Origin of the sequence: Ensifer sp. YR511, assembly GCF_900103045.1 — a bacterium.
GTDB lineage: Bacteria > Pseudomonadota > Alphaproteobacteria > Rhizobiales > Rhizobiaceae > Ensifer > Ensifer adhaerens.
On the sequence record NZ_FNGR01000008.1, the window covers coordinates 25,031 to 46,033 of the forward strand.

General features: G+C 64.1%; 13 protein-coding genes. 6 read left to right on the forward strand and 7 right to left on the reverse strand.

Going from position 1 to position 21,003, the window contains the following annotated elements:
• Positions 1–113: 113 nt before the first annotated feature.
• The 3 genes from BLU15_RS16115 (at position 114) to BLU15_RS16125 (ending at position 7,016) form a co-directional block, all read left to right on the forward strand.
• On the forward strand, positions 114–4,229 hold the full coding sequence (locus tag BLU15_RS16115; RefSeq protein ID WP_176960297.1) for an AAA family ATPase: 4,116 nt from the start codon (positions 114–116) through the stop codon (positions 4,227–4,229).
• Positions 4,226–5,785, forward strand: coding sequence for a B12-binding domain-containing radical SAM protein (locus BLU15_RS16120; protein ID WP_090296481.1), 1,560 nt, complete (start codon positions 4,226–4,228; stop codon positions 5,783–5,785). The genes BLU15_RS16115 and BLU15_RS16120 overlap by 4 nt, the downstream gene beginning before the upstream one ends.
• Before the next feature lie 169 nt (positions 5,786–5,954).
• Positions 5,955–7,016, forward strand: coding sequence for a glycoside hydrolase family 25 protein (locus BLU15_RS16125; RefSeq protein WP_034798446.1), 1,062 nt, complete (start codon positions 5,955–5,957; stop codon positions 7,014–7,016).
• A gap of 43 nt (positions 7,017–7,059) precedes the next feature.
• On the opposite strand, the gene BLU15_RS16130 is transcribed toward BLU15_RS16125, so the two are convergent.
• Positions 7,060–8,538, reverse strand: a complete 1,479-nt coding sequence (locus BLU15_RS16130; protein ID WP_090296483.1) for a patatin-like phospholipase family protein — start codon at positions 8,536–8,538, stop codon at positions 7,060–7,062.
• Between the two features lie 225 nt (positions 8,539–8,763).
• On the opposite strand from BLU15_RS16130, the gene BLU15_RS16135 reads away from it, so the two are divergent.
• Complete coding sequence (locus BLU15_RS16135; protein WP_090296486.1) at positions 8,764–9,438, forward strand: response regulator transcription factor; 675 nt, start codon at positions 8,764–8,766, stop codon at positions 9,436–9,438.
• Positions 9,435–10,805: a sensor histidine kinase gene (locus tag BLU15_RS16140; protein WP_090296488.1), complete on the forward strand. Its 1,371-nt coding sequence runs from the start codon at positions 9,435–9,437 to the stop codon at positions 10,803–10,805. The genes BLU15_RS16135 and BLU15_RS16140 overlap by 4 nt, the downstream gene beginning before the upstream one ends.
• 114 nt (positions 10,806–10,919) lie before the next feature.
• Here BLU15_RS16140 and BLU15_RS16145 read toward each other — a convergent pair whose 3' ends face one another.
• The 6 genes from BLU15_RS16145 to BLU15_RS16170 form a co-directional block, all read right to left on the reverse strand.
• On the reverse strand, positions 10,920–12,293 hold the full coding sequence (locus tag BLU15_RS16145) for an alpha-glucosidase/alpha-galactosidase (protein ID WP_090296491.1): 1,374 nt from the start codon (positions 12,291–12,293) through the stop codon (positions 10,920–10,922).
• A 23-nt stretch (positions 12,294–12,316) separates the two neighbouring features.
• Positions 12,317–13,990 (reverse strand): ABC transporter ATP-binding protein, encoded by a 1,674-nt coding sequence (locus tag BLU15_RS16150; protein WP_034798441.1) that lies wholly within the window; start codon positions 13,988–13,990, stop codon positions 12,317–12,319.
• A gap of 12 nt (positions 13,991–14,002) precedes the next feature.
• On the reverse strand, positions 14,003–15,130 hold the full coding sequence (locus tag BLU15_RS16155; RefSeq protein WP_034798439.1) for an ABC transporter permease: 1,128 nt from the start codon (positions 15,128–15,130) through the stop codon (positions 14,003–14,005).
• Positions 15,127–16,137, reverse strand: coding sequence for an ABC transporter permease (locus tag BLU15_RS16160; protein ID WP_034798437.1), 1,011 nt, complete (start codon positions 16,135–16,137; stop codon positions 15,127–15,129). The genes BLU15_RS16155 and BLU15_RS16160 overlap by 4 nt, the downstream gene beginning before the upstream one ends.
• 69 nt (positions 16,138–16,206) lie before the next feature.
• Complete coding sequence (locus BLU15_RS16165; protein ID WP_034798435.1) at positions 16,207–18,291, reverse strand: ABC transporter substrate-binding protein; 2,085 nt, start codon at positions 18,289–18,291, stop codon at positions 16,207–16,209.
• A 110-nt stretch (positions 18,292–18,401) separates the two neighbouring features.
• Complete coding sequence (locus BLU15_RS16170; protein ID WP_034798433.1) at positions 18,402–19,865, reverse strand: alpha-glucosidase/alpha-galactosidase; 1,464 nt, start codon at positions 19,863–19,865, stop codon at positions 18,402–18,404.
• A gap of 188 nt (positions 19,866–20,053) precedes the next feature.
• On the opposite strand from BLU15_RS16170, the gene BLU15_RS16175 reads away from it, so the two are divergent.
• Entirely contained in the window at positions 20,054–20,995 is a 942-nt protein-coding gene (locus tag BLU15_RS16175) for an AraC family transcriptional regulator (RefSeq protein ID WP_034798432.1), read from the forward strand.
• The last annotated feature ends 8 nt before the right edge of the window (positions 20,996–21,003 follow it).

A 21,003-nucleotide genomic window follows, 5' to 3' on the forward strand; every position in this document is an offset into this window, starting at 1 on the left:
AGCGGCGTGGAACAGATATTTACTTGCCGTTACTGGAAACCCATAGGTCAACACGGGCGGCCTTTAAGTGCGAAAGGAGGCATGTTACTCTAAAATCTTGGGGAGAATTTTGCGTGGTAGGTGGCGCCGGCAAGAATGAATTCCAACGTTACCTGTCGGGAGCCCTGGTTCGATGGTCTGCCCCGGCGGCGACGGATTCGGCTGGCCCGACGCGCGAGGACTTTCCCGGCGCCTTGCTGTTCGCCGACATCTCCGGTTTTACCCGCCTGACCGCCAAATGGTCCGAAAGCGACCGCGCCGCCGGCGCCGAACGGGTGAGCCGGCTGCTCAACGGCTACATGGGGCCGCTCGTCCGGCATATCGAGGAACATGGTGGCACCGTGTTGAGCTTTGCCGGCGACAGCCTGCTTGCCGGCTGGCAGGCTGCCTCCGACAGCGAGCTGGAGCAGGCCGCCTGGCGCAGCTGCTATTGTGCCGGCCGCATCCGTGAAGAGATCGGCGGCCCGGGCGGGCCGGAGGACGCGCTGCAGCTGCGCATCGCCGTCGGCGTCGGCACCATCACCCTGCTGCACCTCGTTCCCCGCATCGACCAGCGCTGGCTGATCGTCGGCGGCGACTGCCTGGCGCAGGCGGACCATTGCGGCCTTTTGAGCGATGCCGGCGAAATTCTCGTCTCCGACGCCGTGTGGCAGCTGATCGGCAAGCGGGCAACCGGCCGGCCCGGCCGGGAGGGCACCGCCCGCCTCGAACGCATCGATCCCTATTCGACCGCAACCGGGCAGCCCCACCCCCTTTCGGGCTTCGCCAGCAAGCGGCTTGAAGCCTACCTGCCGCTTTCGCTGCGCGGTCGGCTTCTATCGCCGCTTTCGGAGTGGCTGGCGGACCTGAGAACCATTACGGCCCTGTTCGTGCATATCGTTGGCCCGGACCTCGAGAAAGATCTCGATCGGCTGAACCAGCTCGTTGCGCGGTCGATCGCCGTTGTCGGGCGCACCGGCGGGGAAATCCTCCACACAGCCCTTCACGCGAACAGTCTCGAGATCTTCGCGGTCTTCGGTCTGCCCGGCCCCAAACATGCCGACAATGCGCGCCGCGCGATCGTTGCGGCGTTGCGTCTTTCAGGCGAGCTCGACGATCCCGATATCGGCCTTTCGGCCGGCATCTCCACCGGCGAAAGCTTTTGCGGCGCGCTCGGCGCCAGCCACCGCGCGGACTACACGGTGGTCGGCGCCGCCGTGAACATGGCCGCGCGCCTGGCAAGCGTTGCCGCCGGGCGCATCCTTGTCGACCAGGCGACGGCAAAGGAGACGGCCAGCCAGATCGCCTTCTCCGGACCGTGGTCGCTGGCCATACCGGGCGTGCGCGGCGGCGTGTCTGCCTTCGCGCCGATTGCCGAGACGGTCGCAACGATCGACACCAAGTCACCGGCACTCCTCAACCGTGCGGCCGAAATGACGGCCCTTTCCGCCTATCTCGAAAGCGCGCCCAGGGGGCAGTCCGGCATCATGATCGTCAAGGGCGATTCCGGCGTCGGGAAGTCGGCCCTTCTGCGCGCCTTCGTCGAGCGCTGTCGCGACCGCGGCAACCGCGTGCTCGTCGGCAATGCCGACGACATCGAAAGCGACGTCCCCTATTTCGCCTGGCGTGGGGTTATCCGCGACCTGCTCGGTATCGGCGATCTGCGCGGCGCCGAGGCCACGGACCAGGTGGCGCTCTTCTTTGCGGAGAGACCGGAGCTTGCTTCCCTCGCGCCGCTGCTCAACGATGCCATCAACCTCACTTTGCCGGACACGCCGGAGACCCGGGCCATGTCCGGCGACGGGCGCTCCCATCGGCTGCGCGAGCTGCTGAGCGAGCTCATGGCCGACAGTCTCGCCGGGGGACAGGGCTTCGTCGTGCTCGAAGATGTGCACTGGCTCGACGAGGCGTCCGGCCAGCTGCTCGGGCGGCTGGTTTCAGGGGCGGCACCCGTGCCGGTGGTCGTATCGACCCGGACGACCCGCACACAGGAAGACCTGACCCGGTGGACCGGCCTGCACCACAACGGCGCCCAGACGCTCGATCTTTTGCCGCTCGACTTCGAGGGCACGATCGCGCTCGTTCGCGCATCGATCGGCAGCAACTCCCCCGCCGACGGCTTCGGCGAGGCGGTCTATGCGCAGTCGGCCGGAAACCCGCTGCTGATTTGCGAAATCTGCCGGATGATCGGCGAGCGCCGGCTGCCCAAGGCGGCCGAGCCTGCCGCAGCCGTCTCGCTGCTCTCCGAGCCCCGCTCGAACGATGCGACCCTGCTCAACACCGCCAAGGTTACCGTGATTGCCCGCACCGACCAGCTTCCGGCAGAGCTGCAGGTTCTCCTGAAGATCGCAAGCGCCATGGGCGCGACCTTCTCGCTTGCCGAGCTTGGCGCTCTGCCGCCGATCAGGAAGACGGCACTGGACATCGAGGCGAGCATCGAGCGGCTGCAGGCGGCGCATCTGATCAAGCCCGCCGACGACCGCCCGGGCCGGTTCATGTTCAGCCATGCCGTCATCCGCCAGGCGATCTACGAAAGCCTGCTGTCGGAACAGCGCCATGAAGCGCATCGCGCGATCGCCAAGGCGATGGAGGAAGGCGGGCAGCCGGACAATGCGGAAAACCTGCCGCGCGTGCTCAGCCACTGGGAGCGCGCAGGCGACGCCGCGCAGGCCTTCAACTATCTGGACCGCGTTGCCGAACTGCGGCTGCGCCAGTTCGACAACGCCGCCGTCGTCGATCTGATCGAGCGCTTCTTCAAGACAGCGCGCGACCTTTCGATCACCATTCTACCGGCAAGACGGGCGGCCGCCTGCTTCCTGCTCGGCGAAGCCAGCCTCAATCTTGGCCGCGCCGAAGCGGCCCGCCATGCCTATGAGGAAGGCCTGCGGCTTTCCGGCCTGCCGCTGCCGCGCACCTCTGCCGGCCTCGCGCTGCATCTCGTACTCGATCTCGCCGAACAGGTGTGGCGGCGCACCCTCCACCGCGACGCGGACTGGATCCTGAAGCGCGAAATCTCGCGATCGCCGTCCGATCCCTTCCTGCTTGCGGCGAAGGCGCATGAGGACCTGACGCGGATCTATTACTTCACCAGCGAGAAGCTGCGGCTGATCCATGCGACGCTGAGGGCGACGAACCTTGCCGAAAGAAACAAATACGTCTCCCCGACGACCGCCGCCAATTATGCCAGCCTCGGCGCCATATGCGGCGTGATCCCGCTGCACAGCCAGGCCGAACACTACAGTCGGCTGGCGGCAGCACTTTCCGAACGCGTCGACCAGTTGGGAACGCGCGTGCGGGTCGACTTACTGTCGGGCATGTACCAGATCGGCATCGGTCATTGGCACGCGGGCAAGCGGGCGTTCGAGGCCGGCCTGAACAATGCGGCGACGGTCGGCGACCTGAGGCGCTGGTGCGAAGTGGCGGTCGGGCTGGAGACGATTTCCGGCCCTTGGCTTTTGACCTCCGCCTTCGAGGGCATCGCGCCCTGGGAGATCCTCGTGCAGCGGATCTGCGAGGAAGGGCGCCGGCGCGGGGACATACAGGTGCTCGGCTGCGGCCTGCTCGGCCGTCTCAGGGGCCACGCAGCACTTGGCCGCTGGAACGCGATCGACACCGACCTCGACGAACTCGAACAAATCCTTCGCGAAAAGGGTGACGGGCTGGAACTCGTCCATTCGATCGAAGGCGCATCGCTTCTGAGCGAGGCCGCCCGGCGACGGGGCAACAGCACGGAGGCCGCAAGCTGGCTCGAGCGCGCGCTTTCCTGGTGCGAGACGCTCAACCCGGCGATGAAGACGCGAACGCTACCGGCGCTCGCTCGTCTCTTCGATGTCGCCAGCGACCCTGACGGAGGCGACCTGCTGGCCGCACAGCTCGTTCTTAGAAAACTCGAGCGCTTTGCGCGGGTTTACCCGATCGGCCGACCGGTGGCAGCGCTCGGCGAAGCGACCCTACATCTGCGCCGCGGCCAACAACGCCGCGCCGAGCGCGTCACCCAGTATGCCCTCGCGGAGGCGATCCGGCTGGAGATGCCGGCCGTCGCGCTTGCCGCCCTGCAGCATGCCGCCGGACCGAGAGACGCCGAAGCGCGCCAGGCGTTCGAGACGATGTTTTCGCTGCGCCGGGCCACGTGGTGCGAGGTTCTTCCGCTTGGCCAAACCGACCAGGCGCCGCATGTCCAGTTTGCCAGATCTCAGGGGAGCCGCGCATGAACCGTCCCAGTCCTCCCCGCATCCTGATCGTGCTAGCCCATTTCGACGAAACCCGGAACCCCAGGGGCCGCCCCGACTTCATCCCCCAGGGAACCGGCCACCTGTTCCTGGCGGGCGCCTTTGCCCGCGACCGCGTGGACCTTCGCGCCTACAGCGAATTCCATGACGGACCGCTCGTCGACGAGGCAGCCTTTGCCGACCTCGACATGCTGGTGTTGACGGGCGTGACCGCAGCCTTCGACCGCATGCAGCACCTGACGGCCTATGCCCGCACCAAGTCGCCCGGTTGCGTCGTCGTCGCCGGCGGGCCGGTCGTGCGCAATCTGCCGGTTTCGAGCGCCGAAACCTTCGACTACGCCTGCGACGGTGACGTCGAGGAGATGCAGGCGGTCATCAGGGAGGTGTTTGGCGAATGGGCCGTCTCCGAGACGATCCTGCCGCGCTTCGACCTTGCCAATTGGCGCGGTCCGGTCAGCTACATCGAGACGAGCCGCTACTGCAATTTCAAGTGTAGCTTCTGTGCGCTAACCGCCGAAGGCAGACGCTATCACAGCTACGACCCCGCCTATATCGAGGCGCAGCTGCGCAACGCCCCGCCGAAGAAATACGTGCTGTTCATCGACAACAACTTCTACGGCAACAGCAAGGACGTCTTCTATGACAAGCTCGAAGTGATCCGATCGCTGTGGCGGGAGGGGCTGTTTCAGGGCTGGATTGCGCTCGTCACCGGCGACTTCTTCCGCGATCCCGCCAATCTGGAAGCCGTGCGGGCGGCCGGCTGTCTCGGCCTTTTCAGCGGCGTCGAAACGCTGAACGAAGCGCAACTGAAACGCTACCAGAAAAAGCAGAACCTGGTGGTGCCGCAACTGGAGGCGATCCAGACCTGCCTCAACGCCGGCGTCGCCTTCCAGTATGGCTTGATGTTCGATCCGTCGTCGCAGACGATCGAGGCTATGCAGGAGGAGCTCGCCTTCATCACCGGCGAAACCACGATGCCTCTGCCGGCGTTCCTGAGCCTGACGATCCCGCTGCTCGGCACGCCGCTCTTCGACGAGTGCGTCGCCGACGAACGCTTCCTGCCCTCGGCCAAGCTGCGCGACATGGATGGCTTCACCCTGATGACCCGTCCGCTCGATGGTCTTGAGGACGTGGCCCTCTTTGCCCGCAAGCTGTCGCGCCTCGACGGCAACCGCGCCCGTATCCTGCGCCATTGCCTGGGGTTCTACCGCAACTACCGCCACTCGCTTTCAGGGCGGCAGATGATCCACCTGCTGGCCAACAGCCTGCGCCTCGCGCTTCCTTCGGTCCTGCATCGCCACGGCCTGCCAACGCGCTCGGGAAGCGACGAAAATCTCACCTATGTGACGACGACACAGCCGCTCGGCCCGCTCTACACACCAGCCTTCCGGGTCGGCGAGGGTTTCCGTTCGCATTTTGCGCCGACGATGATCACCGACGCGTCCGGCGCGCTCGACGACACCATCGCCCGCAACCTCGAATTCCGCACCAGCCGCCGGCAACGGACAGGCACCGGCATCGAACATTCGTCCAGCTGACAGCGCCACCACGCCTGCGTCAAAGTGCCCGGCCCGATGCAACCTCCAGTGCGTGAAATTGGGTTCGCTTGGTAAGATTGGATTCAAACTTTTTGGGTAAGCTTCCGTTAGCTATTTCACACCTGTCGGCCGGCGATCGCCGTCGACCTTGTTTTGCGTACGGGTGCCCATGCGTCTTTCAGCTGCGACCGCAATCCTTTTTGCCGGCCTCATTTCGGGCTGCTCCTCCAGTTCGAGCCTGGACACCATCGCGCCGCCCTCGCGCGAAACCACGAGTTCGGTCGCGATGTCGGCCGCACCGGTGCCCGCCGCCAATGTCGGCGCGCGGGTCGCGCAGATGACGCCGCCGCAGAACGTTCAATCAGCACCGCCCCAAGAAATGCTCGCCTGGGCCGGACCGGTCCCGGAGCCGGAAGCCTTTGCACCCGCGGCAAACACCACGACGACGCTCGCCGCGCCTGTTCCGGACGCGCGGCCGGTCGCTTTCGTCGCGCCGGAAAATCCGGTGACCCAGGCGATGCCACAGGGCCGCTCGCGGATCTACGGTCATCGTTTCCGTGACGCCAAGCCGATCAACTTCGGCCGCGCCAAAAATCCGCGCAAGATGGCCGTGCATGGCGTCGACGTCTCGCGCTGGCAGGCTGACATCGACTGGGCTCGGCTGCGTACACAAGGGGCGAACTTCGCCTTCATCAAGGCGACCGATGGCGGCGACCACCTCGACCCGATGTTCAAGAAGAACTGGCGCGCTGCCAAGGCGGCCGGCATCCGCCGCGGCGCCTATCACTTCTTCTACTGGTGCCGCACGGCCGGCGAACAGGCCGACTGGTTCATCCGCAACGTTCCGCGTGAACCGGGCGCGCTGCCGCCTGTCATCGACGTCGAATATAACGGCGAATCGAGCTGCAAGCGTCGCCTGTCGCCCGAGCGCGTGCGCGAAAAGATGCAGGTGTTCATGGACAAGCTCGAGGCCCATTACGGCCAGCGTCCTATCATCTACACGGCGCCGGACTTCTACGCCGACAACCTGCAGGGCGCTTTCAAGAACTATCCGTTCTGGCTGCGTGCCGTCGCCCAGCACCCGTCGATCGTCTACCCGAACCGCAAGTGGCTGTTCTGGCAGTATTCCGGTTCTGGCCTTTCTCAAGGCGTCGATGGCAAGATCGACCTCAACGTCTTCCACGGCAGCGAGGACCAGTGGCACGACTGGCTGGAGGCACGGGCGAACTGAGCCGGCAGGCTCTCGCTAACCTGCCTTCTCAGTCTGCAATCTCTCAACCCGCGCGGGCCAGGTTCGGCCCGCCATGGTTGACGCGGTCGAGGAACCGCCGATAGCCGGCATGGTCGCGCAACAGGCGCTGGCCGAGATCCGCAAGAAAATCGACGTCCTTTTCGTTGAGGCTCAGCCGATTGTGCAGCCCGAGGATCCGCCGCGCCAGCACCGGGTCGGATACATCCGACAGCGCCAGCCGGATGATATCGACATCGAGATCGCCGCAGCCACGCTTGGCACCGCTGCTGCCGCACCGCCAAGTCACGAAGCTTTCCCGCCAGGCCGGCAGATGATCGCGCAGCGCATCGAAGCTCTGAAGATTGGGAATATTGATCATCGCGTCGATGGCGGCGACGATCGCATCGGGAGCCTTGGGGCCGTCGACTGTCTTCGAGATGTCCCCGCCGATCCGCGTGGAGGCATCGACGACGATGACAACCAAATGCCTGAGACGGAAGGCGCGCTCCGCTGGGATGGGTTCCGGTGCACCCCGGCCCATCACGTGCAGCAGGCTTTGCGTTCCGACGCCATCGACCAGGCCGCCATCGTAGAGCTTCAGATAGTTGAGATCCCTTGCCGTTTCATAGCGCCTGAGGGAGCCAGCGTATTCGCGCGCAACGAGCGAGCCCGGCGCGCGAACCCCTGTCTTCTGTGTTTTCGCTTCCGGCAACGCCTCGCAACCGCTTCGGAAGTTCTGCAAGGTCAGCGGCGCGAAAACGACCGGGACGGCGGCCGAGGCCGCAACCGCATAGGCGAGCGGATAGTCGTCGTAGCTGCTGCAGATGGCGGTGAACGAGGCACGGTCGAAGATGAACGGTGCGCGGTTATAGAGATCGGTCGCGTGGATCACCAGGCGCGGATGGCCGGAGCGCGAGATGTTGCCGAGCGTTGCGCCGTTAAACAGGTTGGCGTCGAGCCAGGCCGGAAAACCGGAGAGATCGTTCACCCCGCCGCGATAGCCGCGCAGGATATTGGGCGGTGAAAACGACGTCCTGAGCGAGGCCTCGACATCGCGTCCGAGAAACCGCTTGCGGAAATCCTCAAGGCCCGCGCGGCCGTTCAAGGCAAAATAGGAGGCGAGCACAGCACCTCCGGAGACGCCGGCAACAACCGCGACATCGTCGGCAAGCCGGCGCCCTCGCCCGCCCGGGGACGGCGCCTTGGCCAACGCCGACAGGACGCCGTAGCCGAAGGCAGCGGAGCGGGCGCCGCCACCGGAAAAGGCAAGGATGATGCCGGTGTCGCTCACATCAAACGTCGACTGCGCAAGCGGCACGGCACCCGTCGTCAGTTCAAGTCGTCTGTTGGTGGGCATCACGTCCGGGCCGGCGCAGCCGGCGGTGGCAAAAGCGAGCGCCAAGGTACCGTGACGCAGGAAACGACCTGCGCGCGCAAGTGCAACCGGATGCGCTGCACGCCAGCCAGCCGGCCTTTCCCTGCGTTGTCTGAGTGTAGGCGACGTCCGTTTGCTGAATGTCATGCGCCGTGATCCGGGTTGGCTTTGCCCGCGAACCCCGGTCTTGAGGTTTCACTGCTGCACAGCCTAAGGATCAAGATTGAGACAGCATGTCATGCAGGGCGCCCGCAACGAATGATTGTGCGGCGACAAAGATCGGGATTACCTTGCGGCGGGATGACAGGTTCCCTCAATGAAGCGGCACTAGGATCGCGCGCGTAGGCACGTTGCACGGGGTAAAGCGCATTCATGCGGGTCTTGCTGGTCGAAGATGAGAAGGAGTTCGCGGGGGCGCTCAAGGCCGCGTTGAGCCATCACCGGATGATCGCCGATCATGCGCGCGATCTCGCTGAGGCCGCGCTGATCCTCAACGACGCCGTCTATGACGTGGTCGTGCTCGATCGCAAGCTGCCCGATGGCGACGGGCTCTCGCTCATCCCAGTGATACGGGCGCGCGGCAACACCGTGCCGGTGCTGATGCTGACGGCGCTCGACGACCTCGCCGACCGGGTGGCGGGGCTCGATGGCGGCGCCGACGACTATATCGGCAAGCCCTTCGCCTTCGAGGAACTGCTGGCGCGGCTGCGCGCGCTTGCTCGTCGCCCGGTTCCGGTGCAATCCGATGTCGTCACCGTCGGTCGGCTCTCCTTCGATCTCGCCCATTGCGAGGCGAGTGTGGCCGGCACGCCGCTGAAGATGCCGCGGCGCGAGCTTCTGGTGCTTGAAACGCTGACCCGTCGCATGGGACGCATGGTGCTGCGTGCCGCCCTTATGGAAGCCGTGTTCGGGCTCGACGACGAGATCCAGTCCAATGCGCTCGACACCCATATCTCGCGCGTGCGCCGCAAGCTGGCGGACGCAGACGCGGGCGTGACCATCAACGGCATCCGCGGCGTCGGCTATCTTCTCAGAGAAGACCAATGAGCGGCCGCGCTTCCCATTCCTTCAAATGGCGGCTCGTCGGCTGGCTCGTGCTGTTCGAAACGGTAGCGACCCTTGTCGTCATCGCCATTGCGGTCGGCCTGCTCTGGGTGACCGGCTATCTCATCGACGGCTACGAGAACGGCAATGTTGACGTCTTGAAGGACGCGATCACCCGCAAAGCCGATGGCGGGCTCGAACTTCAGGAAACGCCAGAGCTGCAGCGGCTGCGCCAACAGGCGGGAAAGATCTGGTTCATCGTTCGCGACAGACAAGGGCACAGCCTCTCGGAGGGCACGGTGCCGGAAGAATTCGCCTTTGCGGTCGCCGGGCTCGAGCGCATGAACGACGCCCGCTTCCGGCTTTCGCCCGACAAGAACGCCCGTCCGGAAGCGGTCGTCAAATGGCTCGAGTCGCCGGCCGGCATGGTCCAGATCTTCAGCGGCACGGAGGGACAATTGACGCTCGGCCGCCTGCTGCTCAGCACCACCGGCGCCTTCCTCAGCATCTTCGTGCCGATGCTGCTACTGCTCGCCTTTGCGACCGTGGCCGTCACCCCGATCGTCGTTCGAAGGATGCTCTCGGGCCTGTCGCACGCGGCCTCGCATGCCGCCCACATCGAATATGACCAGCGCGGCATCCAGATGCCGGTGACGGGTGTTCCCAATGAGTTTCTGCCGCTGGTGACGGCCGTCAACGATGCGCTGACAAGGCTCGATGACGGCTATACGAGACACAAGCGCTTCCTGGCCCAGGCGGCGCATGAGTTGCGCACGCCGGTTGCCATTCTCGGCGCTCGCATCGCCTCGCTGCCGCCGGGACCGGACAAGACCCGCCTCAACGAGGACGTGACGCGCCTTTCCATTCTGGCGGGCCAGCTTCTCGATCTCGAACGTCTCGACGCCGAGAACGATGAGTTCAGGCCCATCGATCTCGCAGCGCTTGCCGAGCGGGTGATCGTCGCGCTCGCGCCACTTGGCTTCGGGGCAGGTTACGAGATGACATTCGAGGCCGATCAACGCCCTGTCATGGTGGCGGGAGACGAGGCGTCGCTGGAGCGAGCGCTCACCAATCTCGTGCAGAACGCCATCGACCACGGCGGAAGGCGCGGCACAATCACGGTCAAGGTCGATCCTCAGGGCGTGATCGATGTCTGCGACGACGGCGACGGCATTCCGCGCAGCGAAACCGACCGGATCTTCGAGCCGTTTCAGCGGCTGCGCAAGGACGGCAAGGGCGCGGGCCTCGGCCTCAACCTCGTGCAGAAGATCGTGCACCTGCATGGCGGCTACGTCGACGTCTCCCGCTCGGCGTCCGGCGGCGCCTGCATGCGGATCGTGCTGCCGCTGGCGGCAGCCGTGACAGCTTGAGAAGAACAAGCCCCGGAACCGGCGCTGTCGGTCTTGCCCCGTAAATCGGCTAGGACATGGGGGAAAGACGACATGCGGTTCCGGGGCTCGACGCGGCCTGACCGGGAGAAAAAGTCAGGCTGCCTGGACCTTTTTCGACACGCGCGCCCATTCCGGGATCCAGTCGCGATGCGCGACGAGCAGGTCGTCGACGAGCGACCAGATCTGGTCGAGATCGAGTTCGGCCGCCGTGTGCGGATCCATCATTGCGGCGTGGTAGAGATGCTCGCGGTTCTCGGTCATGAGCGCCTGAACCGTCAGCTCCTGCACGTTGATGTTGGTGCGGATCAGCGCCGTCAGCTGCGGCGGCAGATCGCCGATGAAGGTCGGCTGGATACCCGAGGCATCGACCAGGCAGGGAACTTCAGCGGCGCAGTTTTCCGGCAGCGAGGTGATGCAGCCGTTGTTCCTGAGGTTGCCGTAGATGACGGAGGGTTCGCCGGTCCAGACCGAGTTCATGATCGAAGACGCGTATTCGTGGCTCTCGGCCACTTCGATCGTCTCGGCTTCCTTGAAGGCCGCCGCCTGCCCCTTCCAGCGTTCGATCTGCTCGACGCAGCGCTTCGGGTACTCGTCGAGCGGGATGCCGAACTTCTCGATCAGGTCGGGACGGCCGTCCTTGATGAAATAGGGCGTGTACTCGGCGAAGTGCTCGGAGCTTTCGGTGACGAAATAGCCGAGCCGCGTCAGCATCTCGTAGCGCACCTTGTTGGGGCAGCGCGGGTTCCAGTGGCTGGGCTTGGGGGAGCGGCCTTCGCGGTAGCCGCGCACCAGATCCGGATAGAGATCGCGGAAGCTGCCGTCGGCCTGTTTGTGTTCGAACTTGAGGAAGAAGGCCATGTGGTTGATGCCGGCGGCGCGGTAGCGGATCTCCGAAACCGGGATGTCGAGATCGCGTGAAAGCTCGTAGGCCGTGCCCTGGACAGAATGGCAAAGGCCGACCTGACGGATCGTCGGAAACTTCTCGGAGATCGCCCAGGTGTTGATCGCCATCGGGTTGACGTATTGCAGCAGGATCGCGTTCGGGCAGACCTGCAGCATGTCCTCGCAGATCTTCCAGAGATGCGGTACGGTGCGAAGGCCGCGCATGATGCCACCGACGCCGAGCGTATCGGCAATGGTCTGGCGCAGGCCGTACTTCTTCGGCACCTCGAAATCGGTGACCGTGCAGGGTTCAAAGCCGCCGATCTGGAAGGCGACGACGACGAAGTCCGCACCCTCCAGCGCCTTTTTCTGGTTGGAATGGGTCTCGATATTAGCCTTGACGCCGAGCGTGCGCACCAGCTTGCCGGCGACGATCTCGCTTTCGCCGAGGCGCTCGGGGTTCACGTCCATCAGCGCGATCGTCGCGGCCGACAGCGCCGGACGCTGCAGTACGTCGCCGATGATGTTCTTCATGAAGACGGTGGAGCCGGCGCCGATGAAGGTGATCTTGGGTTGTCTGGTCATGGATTGCCTCTGCTTTCTAGCGGTCATGCTGCCACATCGAAGGCGGCTCTCACGAGCCTTTCGGTGTAGGCGGTCTTGGGATTGGACAGAATTTCGCTCACCGGCCCCTCCTCGACGATTCTGCCATGCTGCATCACCACCACCCGGTGGCAGAGGGCGCGCACGACCTTGAGGTCATGGGAGATGAAGAGGTAGCTCAGGCCCCGCTCGTCCTGCAGCTTGCGCAGCAGCTCGATGATCTGGGCCTGGACCGAAAGATCGAGCGCCGAGGTCGGCTCGTCGAGCAGGATGAATTCAGGCTCAAGCGCGATGGCCCGGGCGATCGCAATGCGCTGGCGCTGGCCGCCGGAGAACTCATGCGGAAAGCGCGACAGGATGTTGCCCGGCATGCCGGCGGCGTTAAGCGCATCCACCACCCGGTCGAGCCGGTCCTTGCGGTTCTCACCGATGCCGTTGACGACCAGCCCCTCCTCGATGATCTGGCCGATCGACATGCGCGGGTTGAGCGAGGCGAAGGGGTCCTGAAAGACGATCTGGATGCGCGAGCGCAGAGGCCGCATCTGGGTCCGGTCCTTGTCGTGGATCGGAATGCCGTCGAAGTAGATCTCGCCGCCATCGGGGTTGAGCAGGCGGATCAGCGCCTGGCCGAAGGTCGTCTTGCCCGATCCGGATTCGCCGACCAGCCCCAGCGTTTCGTGCTTGCGCAGATTAAGGCTGAGCTTGTCGACCGCGACCAACTCAGAAAACTGCGAGCGGAAAAGACCGCCCTTCTTCAGCATGAAGGAGACCTTCACGTCCCGCCCGTCGAGCATGATCGGGGCGTTGTCCGGTAGCGGTTTAGCCGCACCCGACGGCTCCGACGAGAGCAGCCGTTTGGTATAGGCATGCAACGGGTTGGCGAAGAGCGCGGCCGTGGTGTTGTGCTCCTTCACCTCGCCGTACTGCATGACGTAGACGTAGTCCGAGAACTGCCGAACCACCGTCAGGTCGTGGGTGATCAGGATCACCGCCATGCCGAGCTCGCGCTGCAGGTCTCGGATGAGGTTGAGGATCTGCGCCTGGACGGTGACGTCGAGCGCCGTCGTCGGCTCGTCGGCGATCAGCACATCCGGATCGTTGGCGAGTGCCATCGCGATCATCACCCGCTGGCGCTGGCCGCCGGAGAGCTGGTGTGGATACTGATTGATCCGGAGCTCCGGGTCCGGGATCCGTACGTGGCGCAGGAGCTCCAGCGCCCGCTCGGTCGCGGCGCGTCGGCTCATCCTGCGATGCGCCCGGATCGCCTCGATGATCTGCGTGCCGACCGTGTAGACCGGATTGAGCGAACTCATCGGCTCCTGGAAGATCATCGCAAGGCGATTGCCACGCAACCCACGCCGCTCACGCGGCGAGAATTTCAGCACGTCCTTGCCGTCATAGTCGATGCGCGATTGCGGGGCGATCGTGGCACGCTTGGAGAGCAGCCCCATGACGCAGCGCGCGGTAACCGATTTGCCCGAGCCGGACTCGCCGACGATGGCGATGGTCTCGCCGCGGTAGAGCTGGAAGGAAACATCCTTCACCGCCTCCACCGTGCCATGTTCGACCTTGAATCGAACCGCGACATTGCGGGCGTCGATGACCGGCCGGCCATCGCGTTCGGCAAGGTCCCTGCGCTCAAAGGGCGCGGCAGTGAGGACGTCGATTGTCTCTGTCATGATGCGTCCTCCTCAATAGGGATCGATGGCGTCGCGCAGGCCGTCGCCAAGCGCATTGAAGGCGAAGACTGTGACAAGCACGAAGGCCACGGGCGACAGGATCCAGGGATAGGACCCGATGACGGAATAGGTGGAGGTATCCTGCAGCATCAGCCCCCAGGAAATGAGCGGCGGCTTGACCGCAAAGCCGAGGAACCCGAGGAAGGATTCAAGCAGCACCACCTGCGGGATCGACAGCGTGACGGCGACGATCACATGGCTCATCACGTTCGGCAGGATGTGCTGGAAGATGATGCGCCGGTCGCTGGCGCCGACGGCGATCGCCGCCCGCACATAGTCGATGCGGGCAAGCGCCAGCGTCTTACCGCGCACCTCGCGCGACATCTGCGCCCAGCCGAGCGCCGACATGACGATAATGACGAAGGCGAGGAAGACATTGGTCGGCGCCGTCACCGGGATCAGCGACGTCAGCGCCAGGTAGAGCGGCAATTGCGGGAAGGCGAGTACCAGTTCGACGAAGCGCTGAGTCCAGACGTCGAAGCGGCCGCCGAAATAGCCCGACGCCATGCCGACGGTCGTGCCGACGATGGTGACGATCGAGACGACGATGAGGGCGATCATCAACGAGATGCGCGAGCCGACGAGAATGCGTGACAGCACGTCGCGGCCAAACTTGTCGGTACCGAGCAGATGCACCGGCGAGCCATCGACCGCGCCAAAGAAATGGCGCTCGGCCGGGACCAGGCCGAAGAGACTGTAGGGGGCGCCCTTGACGAAGAAGCCAAGGATCTGCGGATTGTCGTAGTCGGGACCGATGATCGGCTGAAAGGTGATCGGGTCGAGTTCCGTACCTTCGCTGAGCGGATAGCTGCGCGGCGAGAAAACGAGGTTGCCGTCCTTGTCGGTAAAGCTGATCGCCTGCGGCGGCGCAAAGGCGACGCCCGTGGCCTTCGGATCGACCGGCGACAGGAAGTCGGCAAAGACCGCCATGAAGAGCAACAGGCCAACGAGCACGAGGCCGAGCATGCCGGTCCAGGAGCGCTTCAGCCGGCGCCAGACGAGCGCAGGATAGCTTTCGTTGTGCTGCTCGTTCTTGGGTTCGACGACGAGCGGAAGGGTTGTTTGCATCTCGACGGTCATGCTGGGGCTCCTCCGAGACGCACGCGCGGATCGAGTGCGGCCAACAGCATGTCGGCGATGATGTTGCCGAGGATAAGGGTCGCCGACAGAACCAGCATGAAGGTGGCGGTGACATAGACGTCGCCCACCCACATGGAGCCGACGATGGCCGGTCCGACGGTCGGCAGCGCGAAGATGATCGCCGTCTCGATCTCGCCGGTCAGCATGTAGGGCAGCACAACGCCCTGGTACATGATCAGCGGATGCAGGGCATTCGGCACCGCATGGCGCATGACCACCGCGCCTTCGCTCAGGCCCTTCGCCCGGGCGGTTTCGACATATTGCGCGTTCAGCGTGTCGAGCAGATTGCCGCGCATCACCCGCATATTGTAGGCGAGGCCGCCGAAAGTGGCGATCGCCACGACCGGCCAGACATGTTTGACGAGGTCGACGAATTTGTCCCAGGACCAGGGCGCACCGCCATAACGGGCCGAGTGGAAGCTGTTGATTTCGCTCACACTGAAATGGAAGACGAGGATGTAGACGATGATCAGCGCCATCAGGAAGCGCGGCACCGTCATGCCGAGGAAGGCCACCGTCGAAAGCAGGCTGTCGATCCACGAATACTGCCGTGTCGCGGCGATGATACCGAAGGATATGCCGATGATGGACGCCAGGATGTGGCAGACGAGCGCCAATGCCAGCGTGCGCGGCAGGCGTTCGCCGACGACATCGGCAACAGGCTTGTTGTAGTAGAGGCTGTGGCCGAAATCGCCGCGCGTCAGGATGCCGGTCATCCAGTTGACGTATTGAACCGGCAGCGGCTTATCGAGGCCATGCTCCTTGCGATAGGCCTGCGCCTGGGCTTCGGCTTCCTCATAGGATGCGCCACCCTGGTTGATCAGCTGCGAGCGGATGTAATCGCTGTAGTCTCCGGGCGGCGCCTGGATGATGGCGAAGGTCGCCACGCTCAAGACAAGCAGCACCGGAATGGCAGAGGCGATGCGGACAAGCAGAAACCTGAACATGCCGTTTCCTTCTGTCGGTTAAGATGAGGCGCCGCCCCTCCGGCTTGAGGCCGGAGGGGCGGCCTTCGATCAGTTGCTCAGGCTCTTCTCGCCGGGCTTGCCCGGGAGCTGCTCGGCGAAGAGCTCGAAGTCACCCTGCTTGTCGGCGGGGACAAAGAGACGCTCGCGCATGATCGTGTCCTCGGCCCAGTTGAACATGAAGATCGGCGCTCCTGTCGGCACGTTGGCGAAGCGCTTGTTGATGATCAACGCGCCCGGATATTCGGTAAGGCCGACTGTATCGAGGTTCGTCGTCGCGACCTTCTGGTACTGCTTCATCAAGTTCGCGCGCTCGGCATTGTCGTTGGTGGCGATGAACTTGTTGATGATGTCGACGAGTTCCTGTTCGAAGGGCATCAGGTCAAGCTGACCGCCTTCCGGTGCACGGTGGTGCCAGCTGGTGCGCGGACCGGCGGCCGCCAGCTGCGGCGTGTTCTGCACGACGGAGGCATATTCGGCGGCGTTGCGGTGAACCATCCAGTCGAACTTGCCGGCGTAATTGGTCGCGTCCCGCTGCTTGCCGTCCAGCGAGTTCAGAACCACCCGGAGGCCGAGCTTTTCCATCTGGCCGATAAGGCCCTCGGCCAGGTTGCGGTCGGTCGCATAGCTGTTGTCGATCAGAAGCACGATCTCCACGTCCTTGCCGCCGGCCTTGCCGTCCGCGAAGTTGACGAAGCCGTTGCCGTCCGTGTCCTTCAGCCCCGCCTTTTCGAGCAGAGCCTTGGCGCCATCGAGGTCGAAGGGATAGTAGACGGTCGATTCCCGATCGTAGAAGCTGGTGCCGGAGGAAAGCCCGCCGGGATAGATCGCGGTGAAGGGCCCCTTTACGAGCGCCTCGCCGAGCTTCTTGCGGTCGACCGCCATGGTCACCGCCTTGCGGAAATCCTCGTTGCGGTTGAGTTCACGCACGGCCTGGGCGCGTTCGTCCGGCTCACCCCAGCCATTGGCCGAGAAGTTCATGTGCAGATTGTAGCCGATGAGGCGGGGGCCGAAGGCAAGCCGGGCGGGGGCCGTATCCTGGGCCGCGCGCTTCAGCGACTCCACGAAGTTTTCCGGCTGCTCGAGGTTCGAGAGATCGGCGGAACCGGCAATCGCCTGTACGTCGCGGTCGGCCCAGGTCGAGAGCTTGTAGTGCAGCTCGTTGATGTAGGGCAGCTGGTTGCCGGCCTCATCGACCTTCCAATAGTACGGGTTCCGGCGCAGCACGATGATATCGTCGGGGCGATAGGCGACAGGGACCCAGGCACCCATGACCGGGATGTTCATGTACTCGGGCGGGAAGGCGTTCTTGTACTGGTCGTAGGTGGTACCGGCGTATTTCGGATGCTTGGCCTTGAGAATATGCGACGGGCCGGGGCAGAAGGTGCCATAGGCCATGGCATAGAGGTGCTGGCGCGGGAAGGCCTCCTTGAAGGTCCACTCGACCGTATACTGGTCGATCTTCTTCAGCGTCGTGCCAGCGCCGAAGGTCTCCGGCGTCGCGCCGTTCAGCGGCGTCACGCTCGGGTCGAGCACGTTGTCTTCCCAGTAGAACATTACGTCGTCGGCATCGAAGAGGTCGCCATCCGACCACTTGGCGCCCTCGACCAGATGCATCGTCAGCTTGTGGCCGTCAGAAGACCAGTCCCAGCTCTTGGCAAGGTTCGGCAGAGGCTCGACGTCCTTCGCTTCCACCTGGAAGAGCGGCGCCGTACGCGTCAGGCATTCGGACATGCCGATATCGATGCCCCCCCACCCCTGGCTCTGGCCGGCTGAATAGTTCCAGCCCTCGGGACGACCGCCGATGACGTGGCGCAGCGTGTCGCCATAGACACCGACGCCATCAGGCATGTTGCCGGTCTTGAAGACCATCGGCTCCTTCGGCAGCCGTTCGGCGACCGGCGGCAGCTTGCCGGTCTTGACGTATTTCTCGGTAACCCAGGCCGGTTCCTTGTATTCCGGCAGCGCCTTGAACTCGGCGATCGAGTCGCGCGGCACATAGGTGATCTTGCCCTCGGCCGGAAAGGCCGGCTGCTGGGGCACGACGGTCGGCTCGGAAGCGGTCGCCTCCAAGGCAAGGGTCGAGATGCCGACAAGCAGCAGGCTCGCCATTTTCATCAGTCTGTGGCTGGTCATTGGCTTAGATTCTCCCTCTTTGCCGCGCCGGGACGCGGCCTCCTCCTTGAAAAGTCTGCACTTCAGGCAGCGCTGCCCACGTCTCCTCACGGAAGCAGCGCTGCAATCGATCAGCCGGCGGCGCGGACCTGACGCTCGGCGCGCAACTCGTCGAGCGAACGCACTTCACGCCGCGCAGCACCCTTCCATTCGCGCGTCTTGACGGTTGCGCGGCCAAGTCGCTCCTTCGCGCCGTCGATGGCATGGGCGTATTGCGGCAGCCACTGGCTTTGAGCGACCACCATCTCGTCGACCATCTGCCAAACCTCCTCCGGTGTGCAGATGGCGCCGACCAGCGGATCATGCAGCATCGCCAGCTTTAGAAGATCGAGATCGCCGGTCACGGCCGCATGGACCGACATGCGCTGGACGTTGATCGAGGAAAGGCAGGTGGCGGCACAGGCCTCGGGAAGGGTGAGGCCCGAGACCATGTTGATGCCGAAGCGATCGACGAAGCCGGGGGATTCGATGATGGCGTCGGCAGGCAGGTTGGTGATCACGCCATCGTTCTTGACGTTGAAATGGCCGCGATAGACCCGGCCCGTTTCCAGGGCCTCGAGAATATGGCTCGCATGTTCGTTCGAGCGCTTCTGATGGTCGAGCGGCCGGCCGGCTGCTTCGAGGAACTGCGGAAACTCGGTTTCGAACCAGTTGCGCGTCTCGGTCGAATGCCTGAGATAGCCGCCGGTCTCGCCGTGGATCCAGTCGGACATATCGATCCAGCGGGTAATTTCCTCCGGGCGCTTGCGATACCAGGGAAGATATTCGGAGAGATGGCCGTTGCTCTCGGTCGAATAGACGCCGAACCGCTTCAGCACGTCGATGCGGAGCTTCTCCTGCTTGGAGAACACCGGGTGCGCCTCGAAGGCCGCAACCAACTCGTCCTTGCCGATCCTGCGGCCCTTCAGCCTCACGTCGACGAACCAGGTCTGATGGTTGATACCCGAGCAGATGTAGTCGAGTTCGCCCTCGCCGGCTCCCAAGATTTCGGCGATCTGCTCGCCGCCGTGCTGAACACCGTGGCAGAGCCCGACCGTATCGACCTTGCCGTATTCGATCGCCGCCCAGGTGTTCATCGCCATCGGGTTGGCATAGTTCAGGAACTTGGCACCCGGTTCGGCGACCGCGCGGATATCCCGGCAGAAGTCGAGGATGACGGGGATGTTGCGCTGGCCGTAGAGGATGCCACCGGCGCAGATCGTATCGCCGACGCATTGGTCGACGCCATATTTAAGGGGGATGCGGATGTCGTCGGCATAGGCTTCGAGCCCGCCGACACGGACGCAGCTGATGATGTAGCGGGCGCCTTCGAGCGCTTTCAGCCGGTCGGTGGTTGCCGTGACCTTCGTCGGCAGGCGGTTGACTTCGACAATCCGGTCGAGGATCGCCTTGATCATCTCCAGATTGCGGGCGCTGAGATCTGTCAGCGCAACCTCGATGTCGCGCAATTCCGGCACGGCGAGAATGTCGGTGAAGAGCTTCTTGGTGAAGCCTATGCTGCCGGCGCCGATGATGGCGATCTTGAATGTTGCCATGCCCTCACTCCTCATGAACTGCATGCATCTCTGACAAAGGGTAAAATCAATTCACGGTTTTTCACCGTCTCTGCGCGCAACTTCGATGCATCCCCTCATTTCTTACGGGCCAAAAGCACCGCCTGTTGCGCTGTTGGTGGTCATTATGTGTATAATCGCCGACCCCGCCAGAGCGGTATTGTGCTTTCATGGGTAATTTTATGCTGCAAGAATTGATCGACAACGGCCCGGTTATGCGCACCGTTTCGCTGCCGCGGGGACGCCAGAGCCTGCACGCGATGCCGACCAGCACCGGCTATGAAATCCGCAACAATGCGACCTATGACTGGGACGGCAGAAAGCGCGGAAACACGCCCTTTACCGTGCTCCAGCATACGATCGCGGGTGCCGGAAACCTGCGATACGAAAACCGCAGCTATCGGGTGCGCGAGGGCGAGACGCTGCTCCTGCTCGTGCCGCACAATCATCGCTACTGGCTGGAAGACGGCGGGCGCTGGGAGTTCTTCTGGATCTCGATGAACGGCGACGAGGCGCTGCGCATCCACCGCGCCCTGCTCGCCGTCACCGGTCCGGTATTGAAGCTGCAACCGGAAACGATCGAGCATCTGGCCGACTGCAGTCTGCGGCTGATCCGCGGCGGCGAGACGCCAGGCAGAGCCTCGGCGATTGCCTACGAGGCGGCGATGGCACTCTACGACGACGTCTTCGGCTCGCACCCGGTGTTCAGCCATGAACACAGGACGATGCACCGCGTCGTCGACCACATCATGAACAACCTGCAGAACCCGCTTCCAGTGGAGGAACTGGCGCGCGTGTCGGGATTGAGCCGGGCGCATTTCTCGCGCGTCTTCGCCGCCAGCGAAGGCATGGCGCCGGCCGAATATGTGCTGCAGAAGCGCTTGCAGCGTGCGGTAAAACTGCTGACGAAAACCGCAAGCCTTCCGGTCAAGGAAGTGGCCATTCTCTCGGGCTTCGAAGACCCCAACTATTTCGCCAAGGTGTTCCGCCGCTCCTTCGGTCTGAGCCCGACGGAATTCAGAACCACCGGCATGTATGCCAGCATCGCCGCCGGCTCGGTGGAGCAAGCGGTCGACACGGCGGAGGACGCAACGGTGCTGCTCCCAGGTTGAGGACGCGA

Bases quoted from the DNA above. Each gene is read 5' to 3' on its own strand.
- BLU15_RS16170 (WP_034798433.1), bottom strand. From the start codon at position 19,865: ATGGCAACATTCAAGATCGCCATCATCGGCGCCGGCAGCATAGGCTTC.
- BLU15_RS16155 (WP_034798439.1), bottom strand. From the start codon at position 15,130: ATGACCGTCGAGATGCAAACAACCCTTCCGCTCGTCGTCGAACCCAAG.
- BLU15_RS16165 (WP_034798435.1), bottom strand. From the start codon at position 18,291: ATGACCAGCCACAGACTGATGAAAATGGCGAGCCTGCTGCTTGTCGGC.
- BLU15_RS16130 (WP_090296483.1), bottom strand. From the start codon at position 8,538: ATGACATTCAGCAAACGGACGTCGCCTACACTCAGACAACGCAGGGAA.
- BLU15_RS16140 (WP_090296488.1), top strand. From the start codon at position 9,435: ATGAGCGGCCGCGCTTCCCATTCCTTCAAATGGCGGCTCGTCGGCTGG.
- BLU15_RS16150 (WP_034798441.1), bottom strand. From the start codon at position 13,990: ATGACAGAGACAATCGACGTCCTCACTGCCGCGCCCTTTGAGCGCAGG.
- BLU15_RS16175 (WP_034798432.1), top strand. From the start codon at position 20,054: ATGGGTAATTTTATGCTGCAAGAATTGATCGACAACGGCCCGGTTATG.
- BLU15_RS16160 (WP_034798437.1), bottom strand. From the start codon at position 16,137: ATGTTCAGGTTTCTGCTTGTCCGCATCGCCTCTGCCATTCCGGTGCTG.
- BLU15_RS16135 (WP_090296486.1), top strand. From the start codon at position 8,764: ATGCGGGTCTTGCTGGTCGAAGATGAGAAGGAGTTCGCGGGGGCGCTC.
- BLU15_RS16145 (WP_090296491.1), bottom strand. From the start codon at position 12,293: ATGACCAGACAACCCAAGATCACCTTCATCGGCGCCGGCTCCACCGTC.
- BLU15_RS16120 (WP_090296481.1), top strand. From the start codon at position 4,226: ATGAACCGTCCCAGTCCTCCCCGCATCCTGATCGTGCTAGCCCATTTC.
- BLU15_RS16125 (WP_034798446.1), top strand. From the start codon at position 5,955: ATGCGTCTTTCAGCTGCGACCGCAATCCTTTTTGCCGGCCTCATTTCG.